The following is a 12,886-nucleotide window of genomic DNA, read 5'->3' on the forward strand; positions in this document are numbered from 1 at the left end:
CGGCGGAGCCGTCCCGGTCCGCGGCTGCTCAAGTAGGGCCCGCGCCCCTGCTGTCATCGCCTTGCCCACTCCGACACCCTCCAGTGAAACCGCGGTGCATTTTAGGTTTGCACACACGCTGGAGATGGTCTAGGACAAGGCCATGACGTTTGCAACAGCGAGCGTCGTGACAAACGGAATGCACGGGGACCGCGATGGCTGAAGGCCGGTTCGTTGCCTACTACCGCGTATCGACGGCGCGGCAGGGACGATCGGGCCTTGGCCTTGAAGCGCAGCAAGCGGCGGTCCGCGGACACCTGAATGGCGGGACGTGGTCGCTGGTGGCGGAGGTGATCGAAGTTGAGAGCGGCAAGCGCGCCGACCGACCTAAGCTCGCGGAGGCCCTTCGCCTCTGCCGCCTCCACCGGGCTACCCTGATGATCGCGAAGCTGGACCGCCTCGCCCGCAACGTCGCCTTCGTGTCCGCGCTGATGGAGGCCGGGGTGGACTTCGTGGCGGTGGATTTCCCCCAAGCCAACCGGCTGACTGTGCACATCCTCGCTGCGGTGGCGGAGCACGAGGCCAAGGCCATTAGCGACCGCACCAAGGCGGCCTTGGCGGCTGCGAAGGCCCGTGGAGTGAAGCTCGGCGGGGACCGCGGCCACATGCCGACAATTGCGCCGCGGGGCTATGCGGCCTCCCTCGCGGTCCGGCAGGGCAAGGCAGCCGATCGAGCTGCGAACCTGCTCCCCGTCATCGCCGAGATCCGTTCGGCCGGTGCCACCTCCCTCCAGGCCGTGGCGGACGCCTTGAACGCCCGAGGCATCCCTACCGCGCGGGGCGGCGTTTGGGGGCCGACCCAAATCCGCCGGATTGAAGCGCAGACTTGAATGCAGAGGGTCTGCGCGAGGAGGCGGTAGCTCACCGACCCCCGCCCTTTTTGGCGAACTCCCAGACTGGCATACCCCAGACTTGCCCGACCTTGTACCGGTAGCCGGTCAGCCGCTCGAACAGGATCCGCTGCGCCTCGACGCCCTTCGCCGGTTCACTCACCACCATCAGCACCCCGCAGTAGTCCACGCGCAGGCTGCCGTGCTCCGGGTGGACGCCGAAGAGCTGCTCCGCGGTCCAGCCAAGCCGATGCGCCTCGGCGCCGTGCTGGTCGATGAAGGCCAGTGCGTTCGCCCGCATCGCGGCCCATCTCGTCGGGGTCAGATACCGACACGGCGAGGCGTGCTCGGACAGGCGCTCGATTTGGTCGCGCCAGGAGGCGGCCGCGGCCGAGAGGTTTGACATGGCGGCGGGCTAGCGGCACGGGGTTAACGAGGTGCCAAACCTGAAGCGCTAGAGTCGAGTTCATCCCGGCCAATGGCGGCGGTCCGGGGGTGCGGCTCACTGCGGACGGAGGATCCGGGGAATGATCGGGCGCGCCAATCCAAGGGGTAACCCTCGGCATAAGCGTTGGCTATGGGATGAGAATAATGCCCACAAGCCAGAAGCCAGACATATCCGTGCCGCGAAAAAGGTATCCTTGGCGGCGAGGGTAGCGCTCGACGCTGGGCGAGCATGGCACTCCCGGAAGCTGATCCCGGCTGACCTCGGCTAGCTGTCAGCGAGCGCCGATCCATGGTTGACCGAGGCATCATTGATCTCACACCGGAGCGGGGGCTGATCTTCCGGATCACCCATCGCAACAACCTCCCGTGGATCCTTGATCACGGCGTGCATTGTCGCAACAGCCCCGTTCGCGATCCAGGGTTCGTCCCGATCGGGCTGACTGATTTGATCGAGAAGCGAAACCGGCAAGCTGTTCCGGAGCCTCCGAGGGGCGTCTTGAGTGACTACGTGCCGTTCTATTTTACGCCGCTATCGCCCATGCTCTTGAATATAAAGACCGGACGCAACGGCGTAATCCGCAGGGCCAACGAGGAGATTGTAATACTCCTCACTTCACTCCATATAGTTGCAAGAGACGGGTTGCCGTTTCTCTTCACGGGCGGCCACGCGTCCGCGTCCGGCGCGGAATTCTTCAGGGATTTGGCGGACCTCGATGTGATTGACTGGGGAATACTTCGAGCTAAAGATTTTGCTCGCGACCCGGAGGACCCGCGAAAGCAGGAGCGGTACATGGCAGAGGCGCTTGTTCACCAAGTCCTGCCGGTGCAGAGCCTTCGGGCTATCGGCTGTTCATGCGCTGCGACCCAGGACTACGCCAAGACTCTTGTGGATCAGCGAAATCTCCGTTTGCCGATCGCCCTCCGGCCGAGTTGGTATTTCTGATGATCGAGTTCACGCAGGGCAACCTTCTGGAGGCACGGGTCGAGGCGCTCGTGAACACCGTGAACACCGTGGGTGTCATGGGCAAGGGCATCGCGCTCATGTTCAAGGAGGCCTACCCGGAGAACACCCGCGAGTACGAATTGGCCTGCAAGGCTGGCGAGGTGCAGGTCGGCCGCATGTTTGTGACTGAGCGCACCGATCTGGTCGGGCCGCGCTGGATCGTGAACTTCCCAACCAAGCGGCACTGGCGCAACCCATCCAAGATCGAGTGGATCGACGAAGGGCTTGAGGACCTGAAGCGTTTTCTCATCGCGAATACCGTTAGGTCGATCGCGCTCCCGCCGCTGGGGAGTGGAAACGGCGGCCTGGATTGGAGCGATGTGCGCCCGAAGATTGAGGCAGCCTTCCGGGACCTGCCCGACATCAACGTGATCGTCTACGAGCCGACTTCTAAGTACATGGCCGTCGCGAAGCGGGAAGGAGTGCAGAAACTCACGCCAGCTCGCGCACTGATCGCTGATCTTATTCGGCGCTACAGCGTCCTCGGCTTCGAATGCACAATGCTAGAAATTCACAAGCTTGCGTACATGTTTGAGCGTCAGCTTGAGGTTCGCGGCGTCGACAACCCACTTGAGCTCGGCTTCGCAGCAAACCGTTACGGTCCCTATGCCGAACGGCTGCGGCACCTACTGAACGGGCTCGATGGAAGTTACCTCCAGTCGGACAAGCGACTGGGTGACGCGACGCCGCTCGACACAATCTCGTTCGACTTCGAACGGCGAGAGTACGTCGCTACGTACCTCCAGAATTATGCAAAGGAGTACCTTCCGGTCCTGGACGCCATAACCGACTTGATTGATGGTTTTGAGAGCCCATTCGGCATGGAACTTCTCGCTACCGTCGATTGGCTGCTGCATCGTGAGGGGGCAGATCCGAGAGTCGACAGCATTCGGGCTGGCCTACGCGCTTGGCCCGGCGGATCAAAGGCGGCAGAACGCAAGATGCGCATCTTCGACGATCGAATGATCGGTCTCGCTCTAGAGCGCCTGACGTCTCAGGCCGCCTCTGCATAAGTCGATGGAGCTGGCGTTAGCGGTTCACATCCACTCCCCAGCCTGTGCAGTAGGTCGGCACGAACACTAGAGCCGATGCCATGGTGACGGCTTGCAGCTCATTTCAGGGCGCCTGTGCTGAAGCGGGCGTCCCGATCGCGGCGAGAGCAAGTGCGAGAGCGGTTGCCAGCTTCATCATGGCGGCCCTTATAGCCGGATCGCACGGCGGCGGGGCTTTGGCTCCTGCGGCTCCAGCTCGGCCGGCGCCTCCGCATCAACCTCCTGCGGGGCGGGCTGCGGCTCGATCGCGGCCATCAGCTCGGCCACGCCCGGCACCTCGACCACCTCCGGCACGCTGTCGCCGCGGCGGAGCATCGGAGCGCCGTCTGACCAGTCGAGTCCCAGGAACCGGATCAGCTTGCCGACCCGTGCCACGGTCCAGGGGCGGCCGTCAGCGGTGCGGACCGCCATGCGCTCCAGCGCGATGACGAGCTGGGGCCGAGTGCGGATGCACTCCTCCCACCACAGGCGTTCCATGGGCTCGCGGTACGCCTCCAGGTCCCGTTCGGCCCACGCCTGTCGATCGACCCCCAGACGCTTGAGCAGCAGGGCGGCGGACCGTGCGCTCCATGCGCGGCCGTTGCTGGAGGGGGTGCCGAGCCAATTCAGCTCGGCCGCGATGGCGGCATGGCCGCGGGCGCCACGCTCCATCACCCTGCGGACCGTCGCGCGGTGCTCGTAAGCCGCCCGGCGGGTGTAGTCGCGGTTTGCCATGGCACCCAGGTTCGGCGGGACGGCGGTGGTGTTCTCGGCCATGGGGCGGATCCTAGTGAGCAGAGAGGGTGCGAGCCATCTTGGCGGCCTGCCAAGCGGCCTTCAGGGCGGTGGACAGGGCCTCGCGCCGGGAGATGCCCAACCGCTCCTGTAGGCCCGTGGCGGCAACGGCAGCGGCGGTCATGATGGCGGAGCGGTCGAAGGCGCCGGACGCGGTGATGAGAGGCAGGCGGCGGGACCTCGCCACCATCTGGACCTGCGCTCGGGCACCAAGGAGGCCGGCGGCGATGGCGGGGCGGCTGTCCTGTCCGGCGCGGTCAATGCGGGTCCAAGAAACCGTCCGGTGGGCCATCGAAGGTCTAGCTCCTAAGAGCTTCCGTTCGGGTTGCTCTTGAGCTAATATGGCTCATCGTGGCCGCCGTGACAAGCCAATTTAGCTCATCTTTCTAGCGGAACGGCGTAAGAGGTTGAGGACATGGTCACGGGTGCGCAGATCCGGATGGCGCGCGGCTACCTGCGGTGGTCCGTGAAGGAGTTGGCGGAGGCGTCCGGGGTGTCGTCGGCCACGATTAAGCGGCTGGAGCTGGAGGACGGGGTCCCGGCTCGCGCGTTCGGATCGAGCCTGATGAAGATCCGGGAAGCGCTGGAGGGACGCGGCCTCGTGCTGCCGCCAGACGATGGGAACGTAGTGATCGCGCGCATCCGGGAGCTGGAGGATCCGGCTGCCGGCTCGTGATTGCGACCTGATGCTTGGCGGCGACCCGGGGGGTCTGCATTGGGTGGTTTTGCGACGGTCTGCTTCAGGGCAATCGATATGCGAGAGCGAACGTCGCTGCGGCCCGGTCTCTTCAGGGCTTGATGACGGCAAGGATAGCGATCGCGACCACGGCTGGGGCGATGAGAGCCGAGGTCGGTGATGATCGGCAGTCTTGCCCCGCGACGAGCCGCCGGATCCGTCCCGACTGCAGGCCGTGGATGGCGGACAGGATCACGACGAGAAGCAGCTTCGCCTGGAGCCAGCCGAAGGCGAACCAGCCGCCCGACACGGCCAGCCCGATGCCGAAGGCCCACACACACAGCATCGCCGGCACCGTGACCGTCCGATCCCATTGCCTCAGGACCATCGCGACCGGCGTGATCCGGTCCAGGTCCGTCGCCGTGTGCCCGGCGGCCAGGAGCAAACCGCTCGCAACGACGCCGCCGACGAACAGCAGCGCGCATGCCACATGCAACGCCTTGAACCAGGGATAGGCGTCAGCCAGGGTCATCTTCCGGGCCCCCGATAGAACTGATCCGGGGTGCGGTGGGCGAGACGGTGAGCCGCGAGATAGCCGGCCAGGGGGATGAGCGCGCAGAGAGTGAGCCGAGCTGCCACGCTACGCGACATTAGGCCGGCACCGAGGGATTGGAGGATCAGCCAGAGGTAGGCGACGAAGGCGAAGCCATGGATCGGCCCGAGGATGCGGACCGCCAGCGGCAAGTCACTGAAGTGCTTCAGTGGCACCGCTACGCCAACGAGGAGCAGCAGCGTCGTCGCCTCCGCCACAGCGGCGATCCTGAGCCAGCGCAGTTGCCCCGGATCGGCCTCTGTACCTTCTACGTTCGAGATGTTCGGCCCCCGCGTGTGCGGCCGAGTGTGCCGTCGATGCTGCCGACGATCCGCGTCCAAACTGCATCCCCCCTCGAGTGCCGGTCCGAAGTATCGGATGGGCGAGGAGCGGTGTGAGTGGCCGAGAGGACGTTTACCGATCACTTTCTGCCAACAGCCGGATCTCCTACGGATGGGTGGATCGGAGGGCATCGCTTTAATGGCTCACGTTGTCGGCGTGTTGGCGTTGAATGGGGTTGTCGCGGCCGACCTCTCGATCCCGTGCGCGGTCTTCGACCGCGTTGCGGGACCCGACGGCGGGGCCTTCTACGAGGTTCGGGTCTGCGGCGAAGCCGACGAGGTGCACGCACGACACTTCGGGTTGCGCGTTCCCTATGGGCTCGACGCGCTCGCCGGGGCGGACACGCTCGTCATACCGGGCATCGAGGATCCGACCGGGCCGGTCCCACCGGCCGTGCTCGCAGCCATCCGGCGGGCCTGGACAGCCGGCGCGCGGGTCACATCAATCTGCACAGGCGCTTTCGTGCTCGCGGCGACCGGCTTGCTGGACGGAAGACGCGCCACCACGCACTGGCTCGGTGCGGGTCGCCTCGCCGCGCGTTACCCCGCCATCGACGTCGACCCAAACACGCTCTTCGTCGACGAGGGGCGGATCGTCACGTCGGCGGGTGCCTCGGCGGGTCTGGACATGTGCCTGCATCTCGTGAGGCGCGACCTAGGGCAGTCGGCGGCAGCGCAGGCAGCCCGGCTCGCAGTTGCTCCGCTCGACCGCGACGGCGGACAAGCGCAATTCATCCGCCGCGAGCCGCCCAGCACGAGCGCCAGCCTAGCACCCGTGCTCGAATGGATGCTCGGACACGTCGACCGCCCCCTGAGCATCAGGGCCATGGCCGCCCGCGCGGGCATGAGCGGGCGCACGTTCGCACGGCGCTTCCAAGAGCAGACCGGCACCACACCAATGCAGTGGTTTCTCCTTGCCCGGATCCGGCGCAGCCAGGAACTGCTGGAGAGCGGCGGTGCATCGATCGATCAGGCGGCGCTGGCCAGCGGCTTTGCGTCACCGGTCACCTTCAGGGCGAGCTTCCGCAAGCTGGTTGGGGTCAGTCCGGCGACCTACCGGGCACGCTTCAACGCCAAGCGAAGGCCGGCATCGAAGCGTGCGGGGTGATCGGTTCGCGCGAGCTGACCCCGACGGCGAGGTTAGGTCGGAAGCGGGAGGGCCGCTTGGGGTGGTTTGCCGTCTGTCCGCTTCTGGGATGCAGTTCCATAGGAGCGGACATTGGCTTCGTGCTCGCTTACAGCTCCAAGTGGACGACCGAGCCAGCTTGCTACGACGACCAAAGCACTTGGAAAGCGGATGATCGGCGGCGAGAAACCTACAAGTCCTCGGGTTGAAAGAATTTCCTCATTGGTGCACTGACGCATACGAAGAATTCATGGGAGCGTGAGTTGTGCGAGTCCGAGCTAGGGCTCAGCCTGTCTTAATGATCCCGGCTAACCGCTTCGTTCTCCACGCTAAGCACGCTGGAGTGGCGCTCCTTGGATCCCATCCGCGCATTTGTACTGGTCCGGTGTGAGCGCCAGTTCTGCACCGTCGTGGCGCGTATGCCGTAGCGCTTGGCAGTGGCCCCTACGCTTTCTTGACGGGCTGGGATTGATTGACGGATCGTCTCAGTCGTCGTGCGCCGCCGTAGAGAACCTACTCCACAGCACGCTTCTTCATGCGTCATCAGTTGTGCCACCACGCAGCGGGACCGGAAGTCTGCTCCGATCGTTCATCGTCCAACCGAATTATTTGAGAGATAGGAACCCACCAGGAAGCCGACTTGAGTGCTAGCGAGGTTAGACACAAGCATCAGAAATGATGTCACGTCGATTTTCAGTTTGTAGAGGGACCACATTACGTGCGCCGATAGGATCAGAAATGATGCGGCGATTAGAGATCCGATCCTATAGTATCTCCCAAGGACCGCACCAAGTATCGCGAGTCCAAGTGCCGTAAGCATTCATCCTGTCCCGAGGTTTGCCTCGATCGGATCGAAAGCGTTCATGACAGGACGGAAGGCATTGAGTAGGTCGACATCTACCCGGCCGACCATCGAGCGTAGGATGCCATGGGCCTGCCTACCAGTCATCGGCGATCGGTATGGACGCCGCTCGATGAGCGCACCATAGATGTCACAGATCGTCACCAGTCGCACTAGATCCGGGATCTCGGGCGCTCGCAGGCCGTCCGGATAGCCGGACCCGTCTAGCATCTCGTGATGCGAGCGCACGACCTGCAGTATCTCCGGCGAGAAGCCGCTGTTCCGCAGCATATCGTAGCCGAGCGCTGCGTGTGTGCGCATCACTACCGTCTCCTCCTCTGTCAGCCGACCGGGCTTGTTGAGAATCGCCAGCGGGATCCGGATCTTGCCAACATCGTGCAGCAGCGCCGCTTTGGTAAGCTGATAGCCGTCCGGGTCGCGGAACCCCAGCTTGGTCGCAAACGCAGCTGCGAGGCCCGTCACCAGTAGGCAGTGCTGGTGCGTGGCCTCGTCGAAGCGCTGAACGGCGCGGATCCAGTCGCGAATGCCGGCCTCATGCACTGCGCGAGAGATCAGCACAGTTCCAGCCTCAGCCAACCCGGGGGTGATCGCCCTTCCGGAAAAGAAGTTTTGATTAAAGAACTGGCGTGCCTCGTCGGCTAGTTTGATCGCGATAGCAGAAGCACCCTGTTTTTGTAAATGATCAATTCTATCCTTCAAGATTTTTAGCATTGATGTAGCCGGGATGGTTTCGCTCGCACCCAGCAGACGCGCATGGGCTTCGGCCCGCACAGCGTTGCCATGTGTAAGAATTAGGAAGGGCACGCCTACGGCATGCATCGGCTCGAGAAGGCGCTGGAAACGGACGATTGCATCTGAGGTAAGCCGCGCCACATCGCCGATAATCAGATCTGGCGTCGCCATAAGACCAGTATCTACATATAGATCCTGGACCGTGTATGGCTGATATAGACCGAGAGCGCTCACCAAACGCTCTGTCCGTTGAATTTCGTCCGAAATGAGCAACAATCCGCTCATTTTTTCTCCTGAAGATTTCCTATCGGTCGCTTCATCGGCTTTATGGTGGAGGAACAGTCAGCAGCCTGATGCACGCTGCTGTGTTCGCCCATTAAATTTTTTCTTTTATGTCGATAAATTGATCGAGAACGGTCGAATACAGTGGCCAAGTCTCATGGCAAAGTTGGGTGTGCTTTCCGCCGAATTGGATCGCCTTGAAAGCGCGTCTTTTTCCGAATGGAAAGGGGAAGACAAAACTCCATAAGTATTAATAGCAAACTGTGGTGTAAAGTTATTGATGATTGGCCGCCTGCAATCTGAAAGTGCACGATCATTCGACTTTTTGTTCTTGCACACGTCGCGCCTACAACTCTAAATAGTTCAAATTCCAACCGATGTTAGTGAATAATTCGATCGAGCACCGACGTCAAAATGCAATTATGGCGGTGCGCACCGAACTCAGTCGTATGGTTGATAAAACATAAATAGGCTCGGGATAGACTCGATAAGCGTGCGTTTCAGAGGCAAAAATCGCTCGCCGATAATAGTATCGCTTGGAAAATGGATTAAAACTAGTGATAATTCCTGTGTTGATTAAGTATTCTATCAAACGTTAGCCAGAAGACTGCCCGCCGCGGACGCGACCTCGGTGGGTCGGCTGACGCTGGCCTGGTAGGCGACCTCAAGACGGACTGACGCTCGGCCGAGAGCAGAACGATGCGTGGGCGTGCTGGGTGTGTTTGAGCGGGCGAGAGCGGTCACTGGCGATCGTAGCCAGCTGTGCCGCGTCGCTCACATGGAGAAGCGCTCATGCCGTCTGAGCAACAGCCCAGACCCGCACGTATTATTGTGCGCGTGAATTCTCTATCCGCGTCAGCGCGCTAGAGACCGGTCCAAACCATTGTGTCTGCTTCTGGGAAACGTCGATGTCTGCAGGAATGACTGCGTCGGGTCGATCTCCGACAGCCTTCGTCGAGAGGCTGCACGGACTCATGGGAGGGACAGGCGCAGCACCACGCTGACGGGCCGAGAGGTGGAAATCCCTTCCCGTCCCTTTTATCCTAGAGTCGTGCGACCTCATCGTCGGAGACAACGTTGAAGCCAGGAGGCTCCATGACACGGGCTGGGAACGATGCACGGCTGTCCCTCGACTATGTGTCCGTCGAGGATCTGAACGCAGCTCTACGCGTGTTCCGCCGGCTGCCGCTGGAGCTGCTGGGCTTTCTGGTCCTGTTGCCGATCGTCCTCATCGGACTGTCTCGGCTCGGTACGGCCCTCAATCCACCCTACGGTCTTTACATCTTCGGGTGGGATCTCGTGACCTGGGGCCTGCTCCTGATGCTCGCCCTGCTGTTCGGCCTGCTCTGGTGGCGGGGACGACAGGTCGGACGCCTCTTGAACGACCGGGACATCCTCGCTTCGCCAGTGATGAGCCTGCTGTCGGTGCCCGGTATCTTGGCCCGGCGAGCCCAGACACTCGGCATGGAATGGACCGGCTTCTACGGACCGCTCCGTCCAACACGGAAGTGAACCAGCGCCAGCACTGACCGGGTCCACGCCTATGGGCACGGATCGGGACCGGTCGACGTGGTTTCCGTGTGGCCCGCCGCCTCCGCGAGCCGCACCGGTATGATCCGCACCAGACCGCGCCAGACCACGACGATCAGGCCGAGGCAGACGAGCCACGACAGCAGCCAGATCTCGTATAGATCGGCCTCCATCGCGAATTCCCCATCGAGTCCGAGCCACACAGCGAGCCTGTGTGGAAACGGCAGGCCCGACATGAGCGCCAGGCGCAAGGCAGGAACCGACAGGAGCGACGCTCCAAAGATGAGCGCGGCAGCGCGGTACAGTGGTCGGGCCGCGCCGTTGAGGGTGCCCACGAGGCCACCGAGCAAGGCCGCACCGGCCCAGAACGCGAAGGGCTGTGAGGTCGGGTCATGCGCTGGGCCGACCTCCGGCCCGCCGGGTAGGCGAGGAAAGAGGATGAAGAACGGGGCGAGACCGAGGCCGATGAGCAACGCGAGGGGAGGCGCGTGGAGCAGACGCCTCACTCGGCGGCTGACGGGCTCGTTCACCGGCCGTCCCGCGCCGCGCTCAGCCACTCTCGCCGTCCGCTCTGTCGAAGGCCTTCAGGACCGCTGGATCCTTTCCGTAGCGGCGGCGCAAGCGTGCCTCGTCCGCGTCGATGGCGTCGCAGCGCAGCGCCTTCGCCGCGGCGGCGATCTCCCGACCACGAGCCTCGTCGTAGGCGTCCTCGCCACCCCAGTGATTGCAGCCTCTTCGCCGCGTCACGTAGGCCTGAGCGTCGGCCGGGAGCCTCGGCGCGGCTCCGGCCGGCTTCACCGGTGCGGCCGACAGCGGCTGAGCCATGAGGGCAGCGGCCGCAAAGGCGACAGAAGCGACGCTTCGCGCATGGGCGGACGGTCGTCCTGGCATGTCATCCCTCTTCTTGCTGGGCTGTTCCTGCGTGTGCGCCACCGTGACAAAGCGCTGCGCGATGCGGATAGCATCGTCTTCTTCCCTGCGCGCGTCCCCGTGGCCAGCACCCGCGCCGTCGAGGCGACCGGCCCGGTTCGGTGGCGCCCGACGCCGCGGCGGCATCCACCATCTCATCCGCTCCATCACCCCGCGCCCGATGTCCGGGCCGGCATACCAGAGGGAAATCGACCGCATGCTCTCACGCCGCGACGCGCTCGCTTCCGCCACGCTCCTGCTCTGCGTGTCGGCCGCTTGGGCCGAACCGACACTGGGGCTGGCCGAGCGCCGGGCGATCGCCGCCTATCGTGAAGGCCGCTTCCCGGCGCAGGAAAAGGCGGTTCAGGAGGCGGCAGGCTTCCCCGTGCCGGTCGAGGTGGCGTGGGATCAGCTCACCATCCCGGGTGACGCGCCGTACTACGCGGATCCGGGCTACTTCGAGACGACGATCTTCGAACCGCTGGCCGCGGGTTTGCGGGACGTGACCAAGGACCAGATGGGCCGTGATGCCCTGCGGGCGAAGCTTAAAACGGTTCGCATCCGTTATGACGAGAAGACCGCCCCGGCCTCGGCCTACCAAAACGGCCTGAAGTTCGAGGGCGGCGTGCTCGACGTGAACTGGCGCCCCTTCGCGAACGTGGCCGACTTCAAGGACCGGGTCGAGGCTGTGATCAAGGTTCTGGAGAAGAACCTGTGAAGCTCTGGACTTGGGTCAAGCGCGGCAGCACTGCGAGCTTGCTTGCTCTGACGTTTGCCCAGGGCGGCGGCGCGGCGGCAGAGACTGCACCGCGATCAGGTCGTTACGGCAGCCTCGTCCTCGCGGTGCGGGGCAGCAGCGTATCGGGCGTCTTCGCGGACGTGCGCGGCGGGATCAACGGCATGCCGTCCTTCAGCTGCATCTTCCTCCTACGCGGCACGCTGTCCGGCCCCCGCGCGGCGCTCGAGACTTGGTACCCAGGCGAGGCGGAGCGCATCGCCGGCACCCTTACCTTCACGGCGGAGGGGGCAGAGCTGAGACTGGTGGAAGACCATGGCGGCTGCTCGATGACGGCGGGCAGCATGGTAGACAAGCCCTACACCCTGCCGCGGGAGGTGCCGGAACGAGGGGTGCGACTTGAGAACTGGCGCGGTGTCGGACTGGTGACCGCTCGACGCGCCGCTCTCCGGACCGAGTTCGGCCAAGCCCCGAGACGGACCCCTTATCTTGTGGCGGACGACGCGGTCGTGGTGCTGGAGCGCCGGGAGGGCTGGGTACGGGCGCTCTACCAAGGCGGCAAGGCGCCCGTTGTAGGATGGCTCCCGGCGACGGACCTAGCCGTCGAGGAGCCGTGACATGCATCGTCGACCTCTCTCGCCGACGCGGCTTGTCCGGGCGGCGGTGCTCGGCGCGGCCCTTCTCAGCACCTCAACTGCCGCGGAAGCGCGACGCGCCGCGCTTCGGTCAGACGTCGAGGGTTACGCGATGGCTGCCTGTCTGACCCGGCAGGACGTGCCGTACCTGCGCGAGCAGGGCCATCTATGGGGCAATGCGATCTTGCAGCGCGGGCACGGATCAGTGGAGGATTGGACCACACTCGCCGACGCCGTCGGCGCAGCAGCCGCGCGGCAGACTATGTCCATGGCTCGAGGCGACGGAGCAGTTCATGACGCGCTGAAACCGATGCCGCTGC

17 protein-coding genes and 1 pseudogene are annotated in these 12,886 nt (G+C 63.9%); 9 read left to right on the forward strand and 9 right to left on the reverse strand.

Translation table 11 applies throughout. The annotated features are described in order from the left end of the window. The first annotated feature begins 194 nt into the window (after positions 1–194). On the forward strand, positions 195–869 hold the full coding sequence (locus tag BLW78_RS07860) for a recombinase family protein (RefSeq protein WP_091678233.1): 675 nt from the start codon (positions 195–197) through the stop codon (positions 867–869). A 31-nt stretch (positions 870–900) separates the two neighbouring features. Here the strand turns inward: BLW78_RS07860 and BLW78_RS07865 are convergent, their stop codons facing one another. Further along, the gene (locus BLW78_RS07865) at positions 901–1,275 is read right to left on the reverse strand and encodes a hypothetical protein (protein WP_091678236.1); all 375 of its coding nucleotides are present in this window, start codon (positions 1,273–1,275) and stop codon (positions 901–903) included. Positions 1,276–1,605: 330 nt separating this feature from the next. Between BLW78_RS07865 and BLW78_RS07870 the strand changes: the two genes are divergently transcribed. Both BLW78_RS07870 and BLW78_RS07875 read left to right on the forward strand, forming a co-directional pair. Continuing rightward, positions 1,606–2,259, forward strand: a complete 654-nt coding sequence (locus BLW78_RS07870) for a type II toxin-antitoxin system toxin DNA ADP-ribosyl transferase DarT (RefSeq protein ID WP_091678238.1) — start codon at positions 1,606–1,608, stop codon at positions 2,257–2,259. Then, entirely contained in the window at positions 2,259–3,332 is a 1,074-nt protein-coding gene (locus BLW78_RS07875; protein ID WP_091678241.1) for a type II toxin-antitoxin system antitoxin DNA ADP-ribosyl glycohydrolase DarG, read from the forward strand. Before BLW78_RS07870 ends, BLW78_RS07875 begins: the two co-directional genes overlap by 1 nt. 186 nt (positions 3,333–3,518) lie before the next feature. Here BLW78_RS07875 and BLW78_RS07880 read toward each other — a convergent pair whose 3' ends face one another. Together BLW78_RS07880 and BLW78_RS07885 are read right to left on the reverse strand one after the other, a co-directional pair. Further along, positions 3,519–4,127, reverse strand: coding sequence for a hypothetical protein (locus tag BLW78_RS07880; protein ID WP_091678244.1), 609 nt, complete (start codon positions 4,125–4,127; stop codon positions 3,519–3,521). A gap of 10 nt (positions 4,128–4,137) precedes the next feature. Next, a complete protein-coding gene (locus BLW78_RS07885) occupies positions 4,138–4,437 on the reverse strand; it encodes a hypothetical protein (RefSeq protein WP_091678247.1) in 300 nt (99 codons plus the stop codon). Positions 4,438–4,560: 123 nt separating this feature from the next. Here BLW78_RS07885 and BLW78_RS07890 point away from each other — a divergent pair, with 123 nt between their 5' ends. Next, entirely contained in the window at positions 4,561–4,821 is a 261-nt protein-coding gene (locus BLW78_RS07890; RefSeq protein WP_210186878.1) for a helix-turn-helix domain-containing protein, read from the forward strand. A 112-nt stretch (positions 4,822–4,933) separates the two neighbouring features. On the opposite strand, the gene BLW78_RS07895 is transcribed toward BLW78_RS07890, so the two are convergent. Together BLW78_RS07895 and BLW78_RS31730 are read right to left on the reverse strand one after the other, a co-directional pair. Next, on the reverse strand, positions 4,934–5,353 hold the full coding sequence (locus tag BLW78_RS07895; protein WP_091678250.1) for a CopD family protein: 420 nt from the start codon (positions 5,351–5,353) through the stop codon (positions 4,934–4,936). Next, positions 5,350–5,694, reverse strand: coding sequence for a DUF3817 domain-containing protein (locus BLW78_RS31730; RefSeq protein WP_280142456.1), 345 nt, complete (start codon positions 5,692–5,694; stop codon positions 5,350–5,352). Before BLW78_RS31730 ends, BLW78_RS07895 begins: the two co-directional genes overlap by 4 nt. Before the next feature lie 199 nt (positions 5,695–5,893). Here BLW78_RS31730 and BLW78_RS07905 point away from each other — a divergent pair, with 199 nt between their 5' ends. Then, positions 5,894–6,862: a GlxA family transcriptional regulator gene (locus BLW78_RS07905; protein WP_091678255.1), complete on the forward strand. Its 969-nt coding sequence runs from the start codon at positions 5,894–5,896 to the stop codon at positions 6,860–6,862. Positions 6,863–7,190: 328 nt separating this feature from the next. Here BLW78_RS07905 and BLW78_RS31735 read toward each other — a convergent pair. Together BLW78_RS31735 and BLW78_RS07915 are read right to left on the reverse strand one after the other, a co-directional pair. Beyond that, positions 7,191–7,417 (reverse strand): annotated as a pseudogene (locus tag BLW78_RS31735) (IS481 family transposase); the annotation flags it as partial. 283 nt (positions 7,418–7,700) lie between these two features. Beyond that, positions 7,701–8,759 (reverse strand): HD-GYP domain-containing protein, encoded by a 1,059-nt coding sequence (locus BLW78_RS07915; RefSeq protein ID WP_091678259.1) that lies wholly within the window; start codon positions 8,757–8,759, stop codon positions 7,701–7,703. Positions 8,760–9,851: 1,092 nt separating this feature from the next. Between BLW78_RS07915 and BLW78_RS07920 the strand changes: the two genes are divergently transcribed. Continuing rightward, positions 9,852–10,268, forward strand: coding sequence for a hypothetical protein (locus BLW78_RS07920; protein ID WP_043759045.1), 417 nt, complete (start codon positions 9,852–9,854; stop codon positions 10,266–10,268). Positions 10,269–10,297: 29 nt separating this feature from the next. Here the strand turns inward: BLW78_RS07920 and BLW78_RS07925 are convergent, their stop codons facing one another. Both BLW78_RS07925 and BLW78_RS31740 read right to left on the reverse strand, forming a co-directional pair. Continuing rightward, the gene (locus BLW78_RS07925) at positions 10,298–10,816 is read right to left on the reverse strand and encodes a hypothetical protein (protein WP_139307684.1); all 519 of its coding nucleotides are present in this window, start codon (positions 10,814–10,816) and stop codon (positions 10,298–10,300) included. Between the two features lie 19 nt (positions 10,817–10,835). Further along, positions 10,836–11,414 carry a hypothetical protein gene (locus tag BLW78_RS31740; RefSeq protein ID WP_244526830.1) on the reverse strand — a complete coding sequence of 193 codons (579 nt, stop codon included), beginning with the start codon at positions 11,412–11,414 and terminating at the stop codon, positions 10,836–10,838. Here BLW78_RS31740 and BLW78_RS07935 point away from each other — a divergent pair. The 3 genes from BLW78_RS07935 to BLW78_RS31620 all read left to right on the forward strand — a co-directional run. Then, entirely contained in the window at positions 11,413–11,913 is a 501-nt protein-coding gene (locus BLW78_RS07935; protein WP_091678266.1) for a hypothetical protein, read from the forward strand. The genes BLW78_RS31740 and BLW78_RS07935 overlap by 2 nt on opposite strands. Beyond that, a complete protein-coding gene (locus BLW78_RS31615; RefSeq protein WP_210186880.1) occupies positions 11,910–12,548 on the forward strand; it encodes a hypothetical protein in 639 nt (212 codons plus the stop codon). Before BLW78_RS07935 ends, BLW78_RS31615 begins: the two co-directional genes overlap by 4 nt. 130 nt (positions 12,549–12,678) lie before the next feature. Beyond that, a partial coding sequence (locus BLW78_RS31620; RefSeq protein WP_210186879.1) for a hypothetical protein occupies positions 12,679–12,886 on the forward strand: 208 nt, incomplete at its 3' end.

The sequence above is a fragment of the Methylobacterium sp. 275MFSha3.1 genome, from assembly GCF_900108435.1.
Lineage (GTDB): Bacteria > Pseudomonadota > Alphaproteobacteria > Rhizobiales > Beijerinckiaceae > Methylobacterium.